This window comes from Microbacterium sp. NPDC008134 (assembly GCF_042957055.1).
Taxonomy (GTDB): Bacteria; Actinomycetota; Actinomycetes; order Actinomycetales; family Microbacteriaceae; genus Microbacterium.
This window is the reverse complement of record NZ_JBIBHO010000002.1, coordinates 1-18,210: the sequence shown is the minus strand read 5'-3', so window position 1 is coordinate 18,210 and position 18,210 is coordinate 1. Positions and strand designations below refer to the sequence as shown.

Here is an 18,210-nt window from a genome sequence, read left to right as displayed (position 1 = left end):
CGCTCAGGCCCGCTTGCTCCGCATCGCCCGGGTGTGCGCGATGTCGGGGTCGGCGGCGCGCAGCGCGTACTCGTCGGACTCGCGGGCGACGAGCGCGACGCGGCCCTGATCGTCGTGGTGCAGGCCCCAGCCGTAGCGCTTGCCGAGCGGGGAGGAGCGCAGGCAGGGGCGGCCCATGGAGAAGAACAGGGCGCGCTCGAGCGCATCGTCGACGGCGACCCCCGCGCGCAGGGCGTACGTCTCGAAGATCACGTCGTCTGACGTGCGGGAGTACGGCTGTTCGGCGATCAATCGATAGTGCAGGGCCGCGATCGACGGAGACTCCGCGATCGGCGGTTCCTGCGCGTGCTCCGTCGGGCAGTCCTCCGCAACCTCGATGAAAGTGTCGAAGTAGTTCGTCGTGTGCGCCATGGATACAGCATCTCCCTTACCTCCGACAAGCGTCGAGCCCCATGTCGGTGGCCTCCACCAAGATGGACGTATGAGTGACGTGCTCGAGCGCTTCACCCCGCCCACACAGGATTGGTTCCGGGGCGCGTTCCCCGCGCCCACACCCGCTCAGGCAGGGGCCTGGGACGCGATCTCGGCGGGGAAGCACGCGCTCGTGGTCGCGCCCACCGGCTCGGGCAAGACCCTGTCGGCGTTCCTCTGGGCGATCGACAGCGTCTTCCGCGAGCGCATGGCCGAAGCGTCGGCGACGGATGCGAAGAAGGCGGATGCCGCGAAGAAGGCGGATGCCGCGAAGAAGGCGAAGAAAGACGACACTCCGCGCACGCGCATCCTCTACATCTCGCCGCTCAAGGCGCTCGGCGTCGACGTCGAGCGCAACCTGCGCTCCCCGCTCGTCGGTATCGGGCAGTCGGCCCGCCGACTCGGGGCTCCCTCGCCCGCAGTGACGGTCGGGGTCCGATCGGGCGACACCACCTCGAGCGACCGTCGCAAGCTGGTCTCCGATCCGCCCGACATCCTCATCACGACACCCGAATCGCTCTATCTGATGCTCACGAGCCGCGCCGGCGAGACGCTGCGCGGCGTGCACACGGTCATCATCGACGAGGTGCACGCGGTCGCCGCCACCAAGCGCGGGGCCCACCTCGCGGTGAGCCTCGAGCGCCTCGACGCGCTGCGGTCGTCGTACGGCGCCGAGTCACCGGCGCAGCGCATCGGCCTGTCGGCGACCGTGCGTCCGATCGACGAGGTCGCCCGCTTCCTCGGCGGTTCGGCTCCGGTCGAGATCGTGGCGCCCCGGGCGTCGAAGACGTTCGAACTGGGCGTCGTCGTGCCGATGGACGACATGACGAACCCGCCTCCGCCTCCGGGCACTTCGGCAGGCTCAGCAACCGGGGCCGGAGACACGGCGGATGCCGAGTACACCGAGGTGACGGGATCGGTCTGGCCGCACGTCGAAGAGGCGATCGTCGATCGCATCCTGCAGAACAACTCGACGATCGTGTTCGCGAACTCGCGCCGACTCGCCGAGCGCCTGACCGGCCGCTTGAACGAGATCTACTCCGACCGCATCGGCGTCGAACTGCCCGATCCGACCGTGCCTGCCCAGATGATGGCGCAGGCGGGTGCCACCGCGGGCGCCGATCCAGTGCTGGCGAAGGCCCACCACGGCTCGGTCTCGAAGGAGCAACGCGCCCTCGTCGAGGAGGAGCTCAAGTCGGGCGTTCTCCGCTGCGTCGTCGCGACGAGCAGCCTCGAGCTCGGCATCGACATGGGAGCCGTCGACCTCGTGATCCAGGTCGAGGCCCCGCCCTCGGCGGCGTCCGGGCTGCAGCGGGTCGGTCGCGCCGGGCACCAGGTCGGCGAGATCAGCCGCGCAGCGCTCTTCCCCAAGCACCGGGGCGACGTGCTGCACACCGCGATCGTGACCGAGCGGATGCTCGCCGGCAAGATCGAGGCGATCCAGGTGCCGCGCAACCCGCTCGACATCCTCGCGCAGCAGACCGTCGCGGCGAGCGCGCTGGGTGCGATCAGCGTCGAGGAGTGGTTCGAGACCGTTCGCCGTTCGGCGCCGTTCCAGTCGCTCCCGCGCTCGGCCTACGAGGCGACGCTCGACCTGCTCGCCGGACGCTTCCCGTCCGATGAGTTCGCCGAACTGCGCCCGCGGCTGGTCTGGGACCGCGACGCCGGCACCCTCACGGGTCGCCCCGGAGCGCAGCGCATCGCCGTCACGAGCGGCGGGACGATCCCCGACCGCGGACTGTTCGGGGTGTTCGTGGCGGGCGAGTCGACCGGGGCGCGGGTCGGCGAGCTCGACGAGGAGATGGTCTACGAGTCTCGCGTGGGCGACGTCTTCACGCTCGGCACGACCAGTTGGCGGATCGCCGAGATCACGCACGACCGCGTGAACGTGATCCCCGCGTACGGTCAGCCCGGCAAGGTGCCGTTCTGGCACGGTGACGGCATCGGCCGCCCCTTCGAATTGGGCGAAGCGCTCGGTGCGTTCTCCCGGGAGGTGTCGGCCGCGTCGCCCGAGAAGGCCGCGCAGCGCCTGATCGACGCGGGGCTCGACGAGCAGGCCCGAGCCAACCTTCTCGCCCACCTCAGCGAGCAGCGCGAGGCGACCGGCACCCTCCCGACGGATCGCACACTCACGGTAGAGCGCGGCCGAGACGAGGTCGGCGACTGGCGAGTGATCCTGCACTCCCCCTACGGCATGAAGGTGCACGCCCCGTGGGCTCTCGCGATCAATGCCCGCGTGCGCGAACGCCTCGGCGTGGAGGGCTCTGCGGTCGCGAGCGACGACGGCATCATCGTGCGCATCCCGGATGCCGAGGCCGAACCGCCCGGCGCCGAGCTGTTCGTCTTCGATCCCGACGAACTCGAACACCTCGTCACCGAGGAGGTCGGCGGCTCGGCGCTCTTCGCCTCGCGCTTCCGCGAGTGCGCCGCCCGCGCGCTGCTCATGCCGCGCACGAACCCGAACCGCCGCACCCCGCTCTGGCAGCAGCGCCAGCGCTCCGCGCAGTTGCTCGAGGTCGCGCGGCGGCATCCGACGTTCCCGGTGATCCTCGAGACGCTCCGCGAGGTGCTGCAGGACGTCTACGACCTGCCCTCGCTGCGGCGGCTGGCGACCTCGATCGCCGACCGGCGCATCCGCCTGGTCGAGACGCAGCCTGCTCAGCCCTCGCCGTTCGCCCGCGATCTGCTGTTCGGCTATGTGGGCGCATTCATGTACGAGGGCGACTCTCCGCTCGCCGAACGCCGAGCCGCCGCACTCTCGGTCGACCCGGCGCTGCTGGGCGAACTGCTCGGCACCGTCGAGCTGCGCGAGCTGCTCGATCCCGAGGTCATCGCCCAGTTCGAACGCGAGGCCCAGCGGCTCGATCCCGAGCGCCGCGCGCGCGGTCTCGAGGGCACCGCCGATCTCCTGCGACTTCTCGGGCCGCTCGATGCCGCCGAGGTCGCCGCCCGACTCGCACCGGACGATGATCAAGAACCCGATGAGAGCATCGCCGCGGCGCACCTCGAGGCCCTCGTGCAGGCCCGGCGCGCGATCCCCGTGACGATCGCCGGCGTCCAGCGCATCGCGGCGATCGAGGATGCCGGGCGCCTGCGCGATGCGCTCGGCGCGGCGCTTCCCACGGGCATCCCGGTCGCGTTCCTCGAGCCGCTCGCCGATCCGCTCGGCGACCTCGTCGCGCGGCACGCGCGCACGCACGGCCCCTTCACGACGGATGCCGTCGCCACCCGCTTCGGCATCGGCGCAGCCGTCGCCCGGCACACGCTCCAGCGCCTCGAGAACGCAGGCCGCCTCACGAGCGGGTACTTCCTACCCGAGGCATCGGCCCCGACGGGGAGTTCGACCGCAGCGGCGCCCGGAGCGCGCGACGACATCGAGTGGTGCGACACCGAGGTGCTGCGCCGCCTGCGCATGCGCTCTCTCGCCGCCATCCGCGGCAGCGTCGAACCGGTCTCCCCCGAGGCGTACGCGCGCTTCCTGCCCGACTGGCAGCATCTCGCCCGGCCGCTCGAAGGCATCGACGGCGTGCTCGCCGTGATCGAGCAGTTCGCGGGGGTGCCGATTCCCGCGAGCGCCTGGGAGTCGCTGGTGCTGCCCTCCCGCGTGCGCGACTACACGCCGGGCATGCTCGACGAGCTCACCTCCTCGGGTGAGGTCATCTGGTCGGGGCACGGCACGCTCCCCGGACGCGACGGGTGGGTGTCCCTGCACCCCGCCGACCTCGCGCCGTTCACCCTGCCCGAACCCGACACCGAGATCGCGACCGACTCGCTCGAGGCCCGCCTGCTGGGGGCACTCGGCGGGCCGGGCACACGCGAGGGCGGCGCGTACTTCGCCGCACAGCTGAAGGAGATGACCGGAGCCGAGAACGAACAGTTGGTGCTCGAGGCGCTCTGGGCGCTCACCTGGTCGGGACAGGTCACCAACGACACGTTCGCCCCGATCCGCTCGCTCCTCGCCGGTGGCTCTCAGGCGCATCGGGTGACCCGCCGGGCTCCGCGCACGCGCACCTACCGGGGCGTCTCGCTGGGACGCACCCCCGCACGTCCCACCGCGATCGGCGGACGCTGGTCGCTGCTGCCCGCCGCCGAGACCGACCCCGCACGCCGCGCGACGGTGACCGCCGGGCTCCTCCTCGACCGCTACGGCGTCGTGACGCGCGGCGCCGTGCAGGCGGAGGGCGTGCCGGGCGGATTCGCCCAGGCCTACCGCGTGCTCGCCGGCTTCGAGGAGGCCGGGCACTGCCGGCGCGGCTACGTGATCGAGAAACTCGGGGCGGCGCAGTTCGCGGCATCCGCCACCGTCGACCGCCTGCGCACCTTCGCCGGCCTCGCCGACCCGCCTCCCCGCAAGACGGTCACCCTCGCCGCGACCGATCCCGCCAGCCCCTACGGTGCCGCACTCGGGTGGCCCCGCCGCGACGGCGTCTCGCATCGCCCCGGGCGCAAGGCCGGCGGGCTCGTGGTCATCGTAGACGGCGCGCTCGTGCTCTACCTCGAACGCGGCGGACGCACGGTCCTCTCCTTCACCGACGACGCCGAGGTGCTCGCCGCGGCCGCCGCCGACCTCGCCGCCACCGCCCGTGCGCGCCGACTCGACACCCTCACGGTCGAGAAGATCGACGGCGAGGGCGTCTACGGCACCCCGCTCGCCCTCGCCCTGCAGGAGGCCGGGTTCGTCGCCACCCCGCGCGGCTTCACGCTCCGCAAGGCGGTGTGAGAGCCCGCCCCTCTGCCCGCCCCTTTACTGTGAGAGTCATGATCCGAGAGTTCAGTACCGGTGTCGGCCTTCTGCTGCGCGGGTTCTCGGTGTGGCGCACCCGTCCCGGCCTCATGGCGCTGGGACTCGTACCGGCGGTCATCGCGCTCGTGCTGCTCGTCGCCGCGATCCTCCCGCTCGTGCTGGGCATGGGATCGATCACGGCCTGGGCCACGCCGTTCGCCGACGGATGGGTGGAGCCCTGGCGTTCGCTGTTCCGCACCGCGGTCGGGTTCGTGATCGTCGCCGCGGCGATCTTCCTCGCGAGCGCGGTGTTCACGGCCCTGACCCTCACGATCGGCGACCCGTTCTATCAGCGCATCTGGCAGGCGGTCGAGGTCGACCTCGGCGACCCTCCGCCCGCCGACGGCGGCAGCTTCTGGACCACCATCGCCGAAGGCCTGCGCCTCGTCGTGCTGGGTGTGCTCATCGCCATCGTCGTGCTCCTCGCCGGATTCCTGCCGCTCGTGGGCGGTTTCGTCGGCCCCGTGCTGGGTGTGATCCTGTCGGGTCGCCTCCTCGCCCGCGAGCTCACCGGGCGCGCGTTCGACGCCCGAGACCTCTCCCCCGCCGACCGTGCCGCGCTGTTCGCGGGAAGCCGCGCGCGCGTTCTCGGGTTCGGCATCGCCACCCAGCTCTGCTTCCTCGTGCCCGGTGGCGCCGTCGCGGTGATGCCCGCCGCGGTCGCCGGATCGACGATGCTCGGCCGCAGCATGCAGGAACGCAGCCGCAGCATGCAGGAACGCAGCAGGGCCGTGTCCGTGCGCCCGGGGCCGCGCTGATGCCCGAGGGCGACACCGTCTTCCGTACGGCGCGGCGCCTCGACGAGGCACTGGCCGGCGGCACCGTGACCCGGTTCGACCTGCGGGTCCCGCGCTTCGCGACCGCCGACCTGACCGGCCAGACGGTGCACGGGGCGGCGCCCCGCGGCAAACACCTGCTGCTGCGCATCGGTGACAGCACCCTGCATTCCCATCTGCGCATGGACGGCGCGTGGTTCGTCTATCGACCGGGCGAGAAGTGGCGGCATCCGGCCTTCAAGGTGCGGGCGATCGTCGGCACCGCCGAGCGCGAGGCCGTCGGCGTCGACATCGCCGAGATCGAGCTGGTGCCCACGCGTGACGAAGAAGAGCTCGTCGGCTACCTCGGCCCCGACCCGCTCGCAAGCGACTGGGATCGGGTCGAGGCCGTGCGCCGTCTCTCGTCCGACACTCGCAGCATCCACGTCGCGCTCCTCGACCAGCGCAACGTGGCGGGTTTCGGCAACCATTACGCCGCCGAACTCCTGTTCCTGCGGGGCACGCTGCCGACCACGCCGACGGCCGAGGTCGACGTCGCCGCGCTGATCGATCTCGGCGTGCGCACCATTCGCGCGAATCGCGACCGTCGCAACCGCACGTTCACCGGCATCGACCGCCCGGGCCAGGGCTCCTGGGTCTACGGTCGCGCCGGGCGCCCGTGCCGACGGTGCGGAACACCGATCCGCGAGGGCTCCCAGGGCGCCGACCCGACCCGCGAGCGCATCACGTTCTGGTGCCCCTCCTGCCAGCGCTGACACATCGACGGGGCACGCCCTCCGGGATCTCCATACCGGGGAATGAATCCCGTAGGTGCGTGGTTATTCCTATCACTGGGGAGATCCCCGGTACACGGGAGGAATCGTGGGCAAGAACTACGTCGACATCGAGAACGACCGAGGCGACACGCTGCGCTACCGCAAGCACGCCAACGGCCGCGGACTCGTCGCGCACGGCGCGAAGGTGCACCCGAAGGCGCACATCGAGGCCGGCGCGTACATCGAACCCGGCGCACGCATCGGCGCCGGAGCCACCATCGCGCGCGGCGCGTGGATCGAACCGGATGCCGTGATCGGCGACGGAGCGCACATCGAGGCGCACGCGCACATCGGAGAGGGCGCGGCCGTCGGTGATGGCGCGCACATCGGCGTCCGCACCGAGATCGGCGCCGGCGCGCGCATCGTGCGCGGCGCACGCATCGGCGACGACGAGACGGTCGCCGCCGGCCTCACGGTCGCGACCAACCGCAAGGGGCTCTGGCTCGCCGCCTGAGAGGCTCTCGCCACCGGGGAGAACCCGCGCCGGATACCCTTGATCGCATGGCGACTCAGGGACGGCGACCGCAACGGCGCCCGCACAAGACGACGAAGCCGCCGCAGCAGAAGCGCCTCCCCGGACAGCCGAAGCAGAAGAAGCAGCCGCAGAAGGTCGTCTTCGACGCCCCGGCATCCGTTCCGGAGGAACCGCGCACGTTCCGCCTCGGCGTCGTGCCCGGTGCGACGCCCGGCAAATGGATCGACATCTGGAAGAAGCGGATGCCGCACGTCGGCCTCGAGGTCGTCTCCGTCGAGGTGGCCGATCAAGATGCCGCGATCGACGCCGTTGACGCCGCCCTCGTGCGCCTGCCGCTCGACGAACGGACCGTCGACGCGCTGCACGTGATCGCGCTGTACGACGAGATCCCCGTGGTCGTGGCGCCGATCGACTCGCACCTGCTCGCCGCGGACGAACTGCGCCTCGACGATCTCACCGGCGAAGTACTCATCGCGCTGACGGACGAGACCCTGCCCGCGATCGACGCGCCGGGCACGGTCGCGCCGCGCTTCGCGCCGATGTCCACCGCCGACGCCGTCGCCACGGCCGCGACCGGCACCGGCGTCGTCGTCGTGCCGATGTCGCTCGCCCGACTGCACCACCGCAAGGACGTCGACTACCGCCCGCTCGTCGACGGCCCGACCTCGACGGTCGCCCTCGCCTGGCCGCGCGAGCGCACGACGCCCGACGTCGAGACGTTCGTCGGCATCGTCCGCGGGCGCACGGCCCAGTCGTCCCGCGCTCGTTAGAATCTTCTGATGTCCTCGCTTCTCTACGTCTGCGTGCGCCCCGAGATCGGCGCCGCGGATGCCGAGCACGCCTCGTTCCGGCGAGCGCTCGGCGTCGACGTGGTGGATCGCATCGACCTGCTCGATGAGCCCCTCGACGAGAAGCGCCTGCAGGGGTACCGGGGGATCGTCGTCGGCGGCTCCCCGTTCAACGTCTCCGACGCCGAGAAGTCCGCCGTGCAGCTGCGGGTCGAGGCCGACCTCGAGCGCATCGCGCACCGCGCGATCGCCGCCGAGGTCGCCGTGTTCTTCACCTGCTTCAGCATCGGCGTCGTCACCCGTCTGCTCGGGGGCGAGGTCGTCACCTCGACGCCGGAGTCGGCGAGCGCGACCGTGATCCGCACGACGGATGCCGGCGCCACAGACCCCGTGTTCGGTCCGAGCGCTCCGGCGCTCACCGTCTTCACGGCGCACAAGGAGAGTGCCGCCGCCGTCCCCGCGGGAGCCGAGCTGCTCGCGACGAATGATGCCTGTCCGGTGCAGGCGTACCGCGTGGGCACGCACCTGTACGCCGCGCAGTTCCACCCGGAGCCCACGCCGCGCGACTTCGCCGACCGCATGACGTTCTACCGCACGACCGGGTACTTCGACCCGGCGGAGTTCGATCTCGTGCAGGGGCAGGTGCTGTCGGCATCCGTCACCGAGGGAGCGGCGCTGCTGCGCCGGTTCGCCGAGACGTTCGCCTGACCGTCTCGCGGTCGATGCCGCCGATCAGTCCGTCGCGCGCAGGAGCTCGACGCGTTCGTGCAGGTACGTCTCCAGGGGCATGAATCCCCCGGCGGCGCTCCACCGCACCGAGGGGATGCCGTCGATCAGCGACAGCGGGCCGGATGAGCCCCCGGCATCCACACCGTCGACGTCGATCACGCTCCACCCGACATGCACGACCTCGCCCTCGTCGAAGCCGCCCTTGAGGGCTTCGGCGCGGCGCTCCGCCCGCGCGCGGGCGGACTCGGCCGTGTATCCGCGGCGGCCGGGGTCGGCGGCGCGCAGCACTTCGGCGGTCGCGAGCGCATGCGTGTCGGTGAGCAGCAGCACGCCGAGGTGCCAGGCCTCGCCGACGCGCACGATCCGCTTGCCGCGCCAGCGGGAGTCGCGTTCCTCGCCTAGGCCCTCCTTCGGGGCGCCCGAGAGGTCGGCGACCGCGCGGGTCAGCAGGTCGGAAGCGGTCGGATGCATCCCTCCAGGCTAGCGAGCGGCGGCACGTGACGGGCGCGATTCGCCGGGAGGGCCGCTCGCACGGCAGAATCGATGCACACCCCGAGGAGACTCCATGTCACAGCCCGATACCGCTCGCCTTCTGATCGCCTGCGACGACCAGCCCGGCATCGTCGCGGCCGTCGCGAACGTGCTGGCCGAGCACGGAGCGAACATCATCTCGCTCGATCAGCATTCGACGGACTCCGAGGGCGGACGCTTCTTCCAGCGCACCGTGATCCACCTGCCCGGCCTCGCGGCGGCGCGCCCGGCGCTCGAGGCGAGCATCGCGCAGGTCGCGGAGCGCTTCGCGATGGAGTGGTCGCTGCACGACGTCTCCCGTCGCAAGCGCGTGGCGATCTTCGTGTCGAAGTACGACCACTGCCTCATGGAGCTGCTCTGGCGTACGCAGCGCGGCCAGCTCGACATCGACATCACGATGGTCATCTCGAACCACCCCGACCTCGCGGAGTCGGTGCGATCGTTCGGCGTTCCCTTCGTGCACATCCCCTCGGGCGACAAGGCTGCGATGGAGTCCCGCCAGCTCGAGCTACTGCAGGGCAATGTCGATCTGGTGGTGCTCGCGCGTTACATGCAGATCCTCACCGACGACTTCATCGAGCGCGTCGGCGCCCCGGTCATCAACATCCACCACTCGTTCCTGCCGGCGTTCATCGGCGCGAACCCCTACGCCCGGGCGAAGGATCGCGGCGTGAAGCTGATCGGTGCCACGGCGCACTACGCCACGGCCGACCTCGACGAGGGACCGATCATCGAGCAGGACGTCACGCGCGTGACGCACGGCGAGTCCGCCGCCGACCTGCAGAGCCGCGGCGCCGAGGTCGAGCGCCTCGTGCTCGCTCGCGCGGTGCAGTGGCACGCCGAGGACCGCGTGATCGTGCACGGCCGCTCGACGGTCATCCTCTAGGGATTCTCACACCCGCGGCAGTCCCGCCCGGAGCTCGGCGAACACCTCGCCCGCGGTGTCGAGGCGCACGAGCGGCGCGGCCTGCCCCATCCACAGAGACTGCAGTTCGCCGAAACCCTGCTCCCCCGCCGCAGTACGGAACTTCCCGGTCAGCCAGTTCTGCATGGGGAACGGCGCGATGGTACCGCTCGCCTCGATCGCACGGACGGCGCGGTTCCGCGCGCCGCGGGCCAATCGTCCACTCATCGCGCGGGTGAGCACCGTCTCGTCGGCGGTCGTCGCGTGGATCGCCGTCCGGTGCGCATCGGTGACGGCCGATTCGTCGGTGGCGAGGAACGCGGTGCCCACCTGCACGCCGCTCGCTCCCAGCGCGAACGCCGCCGCCACCCCGCGGCGATCCGCGACGCCGCCCGCGGCGATCACAGGAACCGAGACGGCGTCGACCACCTGCGGCACGAGTGCGAACGTTCCCACGAGAGAATCCTCGGCGGGCGGCAGGAACGATACCCGGTGGCCGGCCGCCTCCATGCCGGTCGCGACGATCGCATCGACGCCGCCCGCCTCGAGCGCCACGGCCTCGGCGACGGTCGTGGCCGTTCCGACGACGCGGATGCCGCGGCGATGCGCCTCGTCGATCACCGCGGCGCTCGGCACCCCGAACACCACGCTGAGCACGGCGGGCGCGACCTCCCAGATCGCGTCGAGTTGCTCATCGAGCGGGGCGAGGTACCGCTCGGGCCGGGCCGGGGTCTCGATGCCCACCGCATCGTAGAAGGGCTGCAGCGCCTGGGCGAAGATCATGTGCTGCGCGTTCGGCTCGACCTCGTCGCCGGTCGGCAGCCAGACGTTGAGTGCGAACGGCCGCGTCGTCGCCGCGCGCAGCTCGGCGCCGACCGCACCGATGCGATCCCCGTCGTAGCCGTAGAGGCCGAACGACCCGAGTCCCCCCGCCTCGCTCACCGCTGCCGCGAGCGCGACCGACGACAGCCCGCCGAACGGCCCCTGCACGATCGGATGCTCGACACCGACGAGCTCACGAAGGCTCTGTGGACCACGACCACGCAGATCACTCATGCTCCGAGCCTATTCCCGCCCTCCCTTCCCGGGCCCTCCCCCGTTCCCGGTGCTACCCTCGCAACATGGGTGAGTGGATCGAACGGATGCTGAGCGCGCTGCTCGCGACCCTCGGTCTCGTCGTGGTGTCGGATGCCGCTGCCCTCGGTGTGGCCATCGCCCTCATCGCCGTGACCGCCCTCGTACTGGCCGTCGCGCTGAGCATCCGAACGACCGTCGACACGCGCTCCCCGCATCCGTGGCGCGCCATCGATGCGTCCGCGCTGCTCGCACAGAGCGATCCCGATGCGGCCGGTCACCCGCGCCCGCGAGCGCCGGGAGTCGCGATCTCCGCGTAGTCCTCCGCCCGAGAACGGGACGGGACCGCGCGGCTTCGCCGACCCCTCCCGACCTCTCGAACGGACACTCCGATGGATCTCTTCGCCTTCCCGCCCCTCGCCGCCCTCCTCGACGCCGCCTACGGCGCGCTCGCCGGGCTCTCCACCCTGCTCGAACCCCTCGCCGGGGCATCCGCCGCCGCCCTGGCGGTCGTCCTCGTCACCCTGCTCGTGCGCTCGCTGCTCATCCCGGTCGGCTTCTCGACCGCCAAGGCCGAGCAGACGCGTGCACGCCTCGCGCCGAAGCTGCGCGAACTGCAGCGCCGCCACAAGAAGAACCCCGAGCGGCTCCAGAAGGAGATGCTCGCGCTGTATCGCGACGAGAAGACCTCTCCGTTCGCGGGCATGCTCCCGGTGCTCGCGCAGGCGCCGGTCGTCGGCATCCTGTACACGCTGTTCATCCGCCCGGAGATCGCCGGGCATCCGAACGACCTGCTCACCCACGACCTGTTCGGTGCGCCGCTGGGCACGAGCCTCGTCTCCGCCGTGTTCGGGGGCACCGCAACGCCGGCGACGTTCCTCGTGTTCGGGGCACTGCTGCTCGTGATCGTCGCGACCGCGGAGGTCACACGCCGGGTGTTCCGGCCCGCGCCTATCGAAGCGGACTCGTCGATGGGCGCCGCGATGAACTCGCCGGCGATGCAGCGCGTGTTCGGCTCGCTTCACTATTTGACGGCCGTGTTCGCGCTGTTCGTGCCGCTCGCCGCCGCGCTCTACCTGACCGTCACGGTCGTGTGGACGCTGGTCCAGCGGATGCTGCTGCGTCGCCGCTACCCGCTGCCGGCGACCGGCGCGCAGGGCTCCACGACGGGAGTCAGTCGGGCAGCGGTATCGGCGCGGTGAAGACGCCGGTATCCGGGTCGCTTCGTGGGTCTGCGTCCTGCGCACGCTGCCTGGCGCGACGGATGCCGAGTGTTGTACCGATGCTCGCGGCGACCACGAGCGCGATCGCCAGAAGGCGCAACGGCGAGGCATCCTGACCGAGGATGAGCCAGCCCGCGAGCGTCGCGAACGCGGGCTCCAGACTCAGCAGCACTCCGAACACCCGCTGCGGCAGGCGCCGGAGCGCGGCGAGCTCGAAGCTGTAGGGGATCACCGAGGAGAGCACCGCGGTGATCCCCGCCAGCAGCAGGAGCTGCGGGTCGGCGGCGATCACGGTCGCGGTCGGGATGCCGACGGGAAGCAGCAGCACGGCGGCGACCACGAGTCCCATCGCGAGTCCGCCGCTGCCGGGGATCAGTGCCCCGACCTTGGCACTGGTGCGGATGTACATGGCCCAGAACCCGGCGGCGATGAGGATGAACACCACGCCGAGCGGATCGAGCGGTTCGGCGCCGACGATCCCGTCGATGAACAGCAGCCCCATGCCGATCACGGCCACACCGACCCACACGGCATCCGGGAGTCTGCGCGTGAGCACCGCGGCGAGCACGAGGGGTCCCAGGAACTCGATCGCGACCGCCGGCCCCAGCGGGATGCGGTCGATCGCGGCGTAGAAGAAGCCGTTCATCGCGGCGAGCGAGAGCCCGAACAGCAGCGCCGCCGTCCACTGCTGCCGTGTCCAGCGCCGGGGGCGCGGGCGGACGATGACGAGCAGCAGCAGGGCGGCGATCGCCACGCGGAGCGAGGTCACGCCCCACGGGCCGAGGACCGGGAAGAGCTGCGCCGCGACGGCCGCCCCGAAGGGCAACGACAGGCAGGACCCGATGACGAGGGCGACGCCCGTCAGAGTCCGGGACGACGCGGATTTCTGCACTCCTCCAGCGTAGCTCCGCGGGTCCCTGCTCCGTCTCCGTCGGGGGTGCGAGCGAACTCAGAGGTGCTTGCCCCCGGTGACCGGCAGCACGATGCCCGAGGTGTACGACGACTCCGACGAAGCGAGGTAGACGTAGGCACCCGCGAGCTCCGCGGGTTGGCCCGCGCGACCGAGCGGGGTGTCCCGCCCGAAGGTCGCGAGGCGCTCCTCGTCCCAGCCGGTGGCGGGGATCAGCGGCGTCCAGATCGGTCCGGGCGCGACGGCGTTCACGCGGATGCCGCGGGGCCCCGCCTCCTCGGCGAGCGCCTGCACGAACGCGACCTGCGCGGCCTTCGTCATCGCATAGTCGATGAGTCCGGGCGAGGGGTTGTATGCCTGCACCGAGGCGGTGACGATGATGCTCGCTCCGGGCTCGAGGTCCGGGAAGGCGGCGCGAGCGGTGAGTACCGTCGACTCGATGTTCGTCTCGAACACCCGCCGCATGCGGTCCGGATCGAGAGACGCGAAGTCCTCGATGTCGTGCTGGTACGAGGCGTTGAGCACCAGCACGTCGAGTCCGCCGAGCGCCGCTCGCGTCTGCGACACGATCTCGGTCGCGAAGGCATCGTCGCGCAGATCGCCGGCGAGACTGACGCCCGTGCGCCCCGCTTCGCGGATCAGGCGGAGCGTGTCGTCGGCATCCGCCTGTTCCTCCGGCTGATGCGCGATCGCGACGTCCGCGCCCTCTCGCGCGAACGCGATGGCGGCCGCCCGGCCGATACCGGAGTCGCCGCCGGTGATGAGCGCCCGGCGGCCGTCGAGACGGCCGTGGCCGACGTAGCTCGACTCCCCGTGATCGGGGGTGGGCATCGTGAGTGCTGTGAGGCCCGGCTGGTCTTGCTGTTGGGCCGGGAAGCCCTCCTCGCGATGCGCGTGCCGGGGGTCGGTCGTCGGGTCGGTCATCTCGTCACCTGCGTTCCGTATCGTCGGTCTCGTTCTGGAGGTACCGACGATTCCGTCGCGGCCCGCCCGGTTCCAGGGGGTTGACAGGCGGATGCGCGGGTTCGGGTGCGATCAGTTGTGCGGTGCTGCCGGGATCTCGGTCGTCGACGGAGCCTCGCCGTTCTCGGCGGGTTCGGGCACGAGGTACAGACCGCTCGGCGCGTTGGCGGTGAAGGCGAGCGCTTCGATCCACGCACGGTTGATCGAGGGCTGGCGACTGCCGAAGTACTTGAAGACCAGCGAACTCGCGGGCTGGATCCAGACGGTCGTGCGTCCGCCGCCGACGCTGGCGTCCTCGCGCCAGCTGAACGGGAACGGCTCACCGCGGCGCAACTTGGCGGTGATGACGAGCTGCAGGTGCGTGAGCGCCCTGTCCTCGATCTCGGTCTTGACGCCGCCTTCGTAGACGAACTTTCCCATCAGGTGCTCCTCGGTGCGATGCTTCGGTTCTCCGACCCGGCCGGCGGGATCACCCCATGAGAGTAAGCGTATGCCCTCGATGCTGAGGGGATGGACCGGAATGACGACACGCGCACACGGGAGGACATCTCACGCAACACGATCCACTGACACCCCGCGCGGGTGAAGTCAAGCCCCTCCGGCGGGTATCGCCCCGACCGTAGAGTCGAGATCCGACCTGCCGAGGAGGCGATGACCGATGACCGATCCGGGTACTGCTTCAGGAACCGAGGGCTACACCCCGACCACGACCCACGCCGAGTGGGGGGCAGGCGAGCCGAAGCTACGCGTCTCACGCGATGACGAGCGCACCGAGTTCCTCCTCGACGTAGACGTCGTGCGCATCGGCTCGGCGGCGGGCAACGAGCTGCGCCTCGCCGACACCGATCCCGTGCACGCCACGATCACCCACGACGAGCGCGACGAGTACGTGCTCGAGCTCCACGGCGAGGGCGAGCGCAATGCGAGCGACAGCGCCGACGGCACCCACTCCGCGCCGAACACCGAAACCCTCCGCACGGGAGCTCGGTTCACCGCCGGCCCGTGGACCTTCGTCTACCACCGCGAGGAGTTCGCCGACCACGGCCGCCCCTTCGGCGGGCGCAAGGGCGGCGAGTACGACGACCAGCCCTTGCAGGCGCCGCGGCCGGATTACGCCCACGACGGGGCGGCCGCGGGCCCCGATGACGCGGCGGCCCCCGACGGGCCCGCTCCCGGGACGCCAGGCCCGGACTCAGCGACCCGGTAGCAGCCCCATGCGCAGGGGCGCGCCCGGGGCGGATGCCTCGGCGAGCGCCTCGTCGATCGCGGCGAGAGGCCGCACCGCGCCGACAGCATCCGCGAACGGGTAGGCGCGCCCCCGCCCCGCGAGGAACGCGACCGCCTCGGCGAGCTCGGCCCCCGTGGAGTTGTGCACACCGGCGATCGTGACCAGCCGGCGCACGATGCTCTCGGCATCGAGCGGCACCCGGTCTGCGGGGAAGACACTGCCTACGAGCACGACGATGCCGCCGACGGCCACTCCGTCGAGAGCCGCGGCGACCGCATGGCCGGATGACTCGATCACGATGTCGGGTTCGGCACCGAGAGCATCCGCGGTCGCTACGGCGCCGAACTCCTGGGAGCGGGCGCGACGCGCATCGTCGGGATCGAGAACTTCGACCTGGGCGCCGTGCTCCGCGGCGATCGCCGCGGCCGACAGGCCTACGAGACCGGCGCCGTGGATGCGCACCTGCGCCCCTTCCAGATCGCGGTGGCGCCGAGCGCGGGCCACGGCTGCCCACGCGGTGGCGGTCGCGCACGACGCCGGGGCGAGGACGGATGCCGGGAGCGTCTCGGGCACCCGTACGATCGTCGTCCCCTCGCGCAACTGCACGTGACTCCCGAAGGCGCCGGTCAGTTCACCGTGCACACCGATGCGATCGCGCCCGTAGGTGCCGAGCGTGCGGCACTTCTGCGGCATTCCGCACAGGCATCGGTCGCAGCTGCGGCACGACACCGTGATCGACCACACGACGCGGTCGCCGATCCGCAGCGGTACGCCATCGGTCGCCGTCGCCCCGGCATCGCCGAGCGCGATGACGCGACCGACGCTCTCGTGACCGAGGACGAGCGGCACCGGCGCGGGGCGATGCGCCTGCGCGGTGTGGACGTCGGAGTCGCAGATCGTCGACAGCTCGACCGCGACCAGCACGTCGCCGTCGGCGAGCGCGACGCCCGGCACAGCGATCGTCTCGTGCGGTTGCCCCTCGCCGATGAACACCATCGCGGTCGCCGCGGGGCGCAGGGTCACGTCACGCCGGTGCCCGGGTGGGCGGGTCAGCATCGTTCCCATGTGGCTCTCCCCCGTGCTCACTGCGCGTGCTCGTGCCCCGACTCTTTCAGCACGAGATCGGGCGGAACGAGCGGACCCACGAGAGTTCAACGGGTGTTCACCTCGCATCCGTGCGTGGCAGCGGTTGCTGCGTCGGGTCCTGCGTCGGTCCGGCGTCTGTTCTGCGTCGGTTCTGCGTCGGTTCTGCGCCGGTCCTGGGTCAGCCCTGCGTCTGTTTTGCATCGGTCCTGGGTCAGCCCTGCGTCTGTTCTGCGTCGGCCCGGGGTCGGTTCCGGCATCCGTTCTTCGCATCCGTTCCTCGCATGCGTTCCCGCGTCGACGCATGGCTCGGCGGCGCCCGGCCGACCCCTAGGCTGGGAGCGGTACCGCGACGAACGGGGAGGGTTCGGATGGGCATGAGGGCTGCATACACGCTGATCGATGAGGGGACGCTCGATCGGTTGGTGTCGCTGTCGCCCGAGGTCCTGCTGTCGACGCTCGAAGAGCTCGAAGCAGCGGGAGCGCCGACGGTCTATGTCGACAAGATGTGGGACGGCCTGCACTTCCTGCTCACGGGGGTGTCGGCCTCGGCTCCGCGGGAGGATGACCCTCTGAGCGAAGCCGTCGTGGGCGTGCACGCGTTCGGCGGCGAGGACTTCGTCGGCTGCACCGAGACCGACGAGCTCGAGCCGATCATCGCAGCACTCGATGCGGTCGATCTCGACGGGGCGCTCGCGCAGGTCGACTTCGCCGCGTTCACCGCGGCGCGCGTCTACCCGAACATCTGGACGGACGATCCCACGCAGCTCCGGGCCGAGCTGACGAATGCTTTCGCCGAACTGCGGCGGGTTCACCAGCAGGCCGCGGATGCCGAGCACCACCTGGTGATCAGCATCTACTGAGGACCGGGGTCGCGGGGCATCGGGGTCGCAGAACACCACCCGAGCAGCGGGCTCACTCGGGCGCCGGGGCTCACTCGGGTACCGGGGTTCGTCGAACATCGGGACACGTCGAACATCGGGACACGTCGAACATCGGGGCTCGCCCGAGCTGAATGCGTGCGGGCAGTCGGGAACATGTGGTCGAGCGATCAAAACGGTCGCCGCGCCTGCGCAGCGGACGCCACGCCTGCGCAGCGGCCGCCACCGTTGCACAGCGGCCGCCACCGTTTGCACAGCGGCCGCGGGGGTCGCCATGCGCGGCGATCGCGCGGTCGTGCAACGGTCGTCGCGGTCGCGTGGTCGTGCAGCGGTCGTCGTGGTCGCGTGGTCGCGTGCAGCGGTCGTCGCGGTCGTAAGCGGTCGTACAGCGGTCGTCGCGGTCATACAGCGGTCGCGCACCGTCATGCGTGGATCGGCCGATGGGCGGGAGGTTTGCTGGCACTGATAGTGGCGGCGGCGGTGGTGCTGGTGCTCGTGCGTACCCGGTGCCTCTTCGATGGTGTGGTGGGTCGTGTGGTGGGTTGGGGTGTTCTCCAGCGTTGGTGGGGGTCCCAC

Annotated in this window: 18 protein-coding genes; 11 read left to right on the top strand and 7 right to left on the bottom strand. The window is 71.2% G+C overall.

Features of this window, described 5'->3' with window-relative positions:
* Positions 1-3: 3 nt before the first annotated feature.
* A complete protein-coding gene (locus ACFY9N_RS10540) occupies positions 4-411 on the bottom strand; it encodes a DUF6157 family protein (RefSeq protein ID WP_391478500.1) in 408 nt (135 codons plus the stop codon).
* A gap of 70 nt (positions 412-481) precedes the next feature.
* Between ACFY9N_RS10540 and ACFY9N_RS10535 the strand changes: the two genes are divergently transcribed.
* From ACFY9N_RS10535 to ACFY9N_RS10510, 6 genes are all read left to right on the top strand, one after another.
* Positions 482-5,191 carry an ATP-dependent helicase gene (locus tag ACFY9N_RS10535; protein WP_391478499.1) on the top strand — a complete coding sequence of 1,570 codons (4,710 nt, stop codon included), beginning with the start codon at positions 482-484 and terminating at the stop codon, positions 5,189-5,191.
* A gap of 38 nt (positions 5,192-5,229) precedes the next feature.
* On the top strand, positions 5,230-6,012 hold the full coding sequence (locus ACFY9N_RS10530; RefSeq protein WP_391478498.1) for an EI24 domain-containing protein: 783 nt from the start codon (positions 5,230-5,232) through the stop codon (positions 6,010-6,012).
* The gene (locus ACFY9N_RS10525; RefSeq protein WP_391478497.1) at positions 6,012-6,785 is read left to right on the top strand and encodes a DNA-formamidopyrimidine glycosylase family protein; all 774 of its coding nucleotides are present in this window, start codon (positions 6,012-6,014) and stop codon (positions 6,783-6,785) included. The genes ACFY9N_RS10530 and ACFY9N_RS10525 overlap by 1 nt, the downstream gene beginning before the upstream one ends.
* Positions 6,786-6,891: 106 nt before the next feature.
* Positions 6,892-7,299, top strand: a complete 408-nt coding sequence (locus tag ACFY9N_RS10520; protein ID WP_247625234.1) for a DapH/DapD/GlmU-related protein — start codon at positions 6,892-6,894, stop codon at positions 7,297-7,299.
* A gap of 47 nt (positions 7,300-7,346) precedes the next feature.
* Positions 7,347-8,090: a LysR substrate-binding domain-containing protein gene (locus tag ACFY9N_RS10515; protein ID WP_391478496.1), complete on the top strand. Its 744-nt coding sequence runs from the start codon at positions 7,347-7,349 to the stop codon at positions 8,088-8,090.
* Between the two features lie 9 nt (positions 8,091-8,099).
* Positions 8,100-8,816 carry a GMP synthase gene (locus ACFY9N_RS10510; RefSeq protein ID WP_391478495.1) on the top strand — a complete coding sequence of 239 codons (717 nt, stop codon included), beginning with the start codon at positions 8,100-8,102 and terminating at the stop codon, positions 8,814-8,816.
* A gap of 24 nt (positions 8,817-8,840) precedes the next feature.
* On the opposite strand, the gene ACFY9N_RS10505 is transcribed toward ACFY9N_RS10510, so the two are convergent.
* Positions 8,841-9,308 carry a glutaminase gene (locus tag ACFY9N_RS10505; protein ID WP_391478494.1) on the bottom strand — a complete coding sequence of 156 codons (468 nt, stop codon included), beginning with the start codon at positions 9,306-9,308 and terminating at the stop codon, positions 8,841-8,843.
* A gap of 94 nt (positions 9,309-9,402) precedes the next feature.
* On the opposite strand from ACFY9N_RS10505, the gene purU reads away from it, so the two are divergent.
* Positions 9,403-10,254 (top strand): formyltetrahydrofolate deformylase, encoded by an 852-nt coding sequence (purU, locus tag ACFY9N_RS10500; protein ID WP_391478493.1) that lies wholly within the window; start codon positions 9,403-9,405, stop codon positions 10,252-10,254.
* Positions 10,255-10,260: 6 nt separating this feature from the next.
* On the opposite strand, the gene ACFY9N_RS10495 is transcribed toward purU, so the two are convergent.
* On the bottom strand, positions 10,261-11,328 hold the full coding sequence (locus tag ACFY9N_RS10495) for an NAD(P)H-dependent flavin oxidoreductase (protein WP_391478492.1): 1,068 nt from the start codon (positions 11,326-11,328) through the stop codon (positions 10,261-10,263).
* A gap of 65 nt (positions 11,329-11,393) precedes the next feature.
* Here ACFY9N_RS10495 and ACFY9N_RS10490 point away from each other — a divergent pair, with 65 nt between their 5' ends.
* Complete coding sequence (locus ACFY9N_RS10490) at positions 11,394-11,666, top strand: DUF6412 domain-containing protein (protein WP_391478491.1); 273 nt, start codon at positions 11,394-11,396, stop codon at positions 11,664-11,666.
* A gap of 72 nt (positions 11,667-11,738) precedes the next feature.
* Positions 11,739-12,548 carry a YidC/Oxa1 family membrane protein insertase gene (locus tag ACFY9N_RS10485; protein ID WP_391478490.1) on the top strand — a complete coding sequence of 270 codons (810 nt, stop codon included), beginning with the start codon at positions 11,739-11,741 and terminating at the stop codon, positions 12,546-12,548.
* Here the strand turns inward: ACFY9N_RS10485 and ACFY9N_RS10480 are convergent.
* The 3 genes from ACFY9N_RS10480 to ACFY9N_RS10470 form a co-directional block, all read right to left on the bottom strand.
* Positions 12,520-13,461, bottom strand: coding sequence for a DMT family transporter (locus ACFY9N_RS10480; RefSeq protein ID WP_391478489.1), 942 nt, complete (start codon positions 13,459-13,461; stop codon positions 12,520-12,522). The genes ACFY9N_RS10485 and ACFY9N_RS10480 overlap by 29 nt on opposite strands.
* Positions 13,462-13,518: 57 nt before the next feature.
* Positions 13,519-14,403, bottom strand: a complete 885-nt coding sequence (locus ACFY9N_RS10475) for an SDR family oxidoreductase (protein WP_391478488.1) — start codon at positions 14,401-14,403, stop codon at positions 13,519-13,521.
* Between the two features lie 111 nt (positions 14,404-14,514).
* Positions 14,515-14,862 (bottom strand): ATP-dependent DNA ligase, encoded by a 348-nt coding sequence (locus tag ACFY9N_RS10470; RefSeq protein WP_391478487.1) that lies wholly within the window; start codon positions 14,860-14,862, stop codon positions 14,515-14,517.
* A 238-nt stretch (positions 14,863-15,100) separates the two neighbouring features.
* On the opposite strand from ACFY9N_RS10470, the gene ACFY9N_RS10465 reads away from it, so the two are divergent.
* On the top strand, positions 15,101-15,649 hold the full coding sequence (locus ACFY9N_RS10465; protein WP_391478486.1) for an FHA domain-containing protein: 549 nt from the start codon (positions 15,101-15,103) through the stop codon (positions 15,647-15,649).
* Here the strand turns inward: ACFY9N_RS10465 and ACFY9N_RS10460 are convergent.
* Entirely contained in the window at positions 15,635-16,735 is a 1,101-nt protein-coding gene (locus ACFY9N_RS10460; protein WP_391478485.1) for an alcohol dehydrogenase catalytic domain-containing protein, read from the bottom strand. The genes ACFY9N_RS10465 and ACFY9N_RS10460 overlap by 15 nt on opposite strands.
* 395 nt (positions 16,736-17,130) lie before the next feature.
* Here ACFY9N_RS10460 and ACFY9N_RS10455 point away from each other — a divergent pair, with 395 nt between their 5' ends.
* Positions 17,131-17,616 carry a YfbM family protein gene (locus ACFY9N_RS10455; RefSeq protein WP_391478484.1) on the top strand — a complete coding sequence of 162 codons (486 nt, stop codon included), beginning with the start codon at positions 17,131-17,133 and terminating at the stop codon, positions 17,614-17,616.
* Positions 17,617-18,210 lie beyond the last annotated feature (594 nt).

Bases quoted from the DNA above. Each gene is read 5' to 3' on its own strand.
- ACFY9N_RS10540 (WP_391478500.1), bottom strand. From the start codon at position 411: ATGGCGCACACGACGAACTACTTCGACACTTTCATCGAGGTTGCGGAG.
- ACFY9N_RS10535 (WP_391478499.1), top strand. From the start codon at position 482: ATGAGTGACGTGCTCGAGCGCTTCACCCCGCCCACACAGGATTGGTTC.
- ACFY9N_RS10530 (WP_391478498.1), top strand. From the start codon at position 5,230: ATGATCCGAGAGTTCAGTACCGGTGTCGGCCTTCTGCTGCGCGGGTTC.
- ACFY9N_RS10525 (WP_391478497.1), top strand. From the start codon at position 6,012: ATGCCCGAGGGCGACACCGTCTTCCGTACGGCGCGGCGCCTCGACGAG.
- ACFY9N_RS10515 (WP_391478496.1), top strand. From the start codon at position 7,347: ATGGCGACTCAGGGACGGCGACCGCAACGGCGCCCGCACAAGACGACG.
- ACFY9N_RS10510 (WP_391478495.1), top strand. From the start codon at position 8,100: ATGTCCTCGCTTCTCTACGTCTGCGTGCGCCCCGAGATCGGCGCCGCG.
- ACFY9N_RS10505 (WP_391478494.1), bottom strand. From the start codon at position 9,308: ATGCATCCGACCGCTTCCGACCTGCTGACCCGCGCGGTCGCCGACCTC.
- purU (WP_391478493.1), top strand. From the start codon at position 9,403: ATGTCACAGCCCGATACCGCTCGCCTTCTGATCGCCTGCGACGACCAG.
- ACFY9N_RS10495 (WP_391478492.1), bottom strand. From the start codon at position 11,328: ATGAGTGATCTGCGTGGTCGTGGTCCACAGAGCCTTCGTGAGCTCGTC.
- ACFY9N_RS10490 (WP_391478491.1), top strand. From the start codon at position 11,394: ATGGGTGAGTGGATCGAACGGATGCTGAGCGCGCTGCTCGCGACCCTC.
- ACFY9N_RS10485 (WP_391478490.1), top strand. From the start codon at position 11,739: ATGGATCTCTTCGCCTTCCCGCCCCTCGCCGCCCTCCTCGACGCCGCC.
- ACFY9N_RS10475 (WP_391478488.1), bottom strand. From the start codon at position 14,403: ATGACCGACCCGACGACCGACCCCCGGCACGCGCATCGCGAGGAGGGC.
- ACFY9N_RS10470 (WP_391478487.1), bottom strand. From the start codon at position 14,862: ATGGGAAAGTTCGTCTACGAAGGCGGCGTCAAGACCGAGATCGAGGAC.
- ACFY9N_RS10465 (WP_391478486.1), top strand. From the start codon at position 15,101: ATGACCGATCCGGGTACTGCTTCAGGAACCGAGGGCTACACCCCGACC.
- ACFY9N_RS10460 (WP_391478485.1), bottom strand. From the start codon at position 16,735: ATGGGAACGATGCTGACCCGCCCACCCGGGCACCGGCGTGACGTGACC.
- ACFY9N_RS10455 (WP_391478484.1), top strand. From the start codon at position 17,131: ATGAGGGCTGCATACACGCTGATCGATGAGGGGACGCTCGATCGGTTG.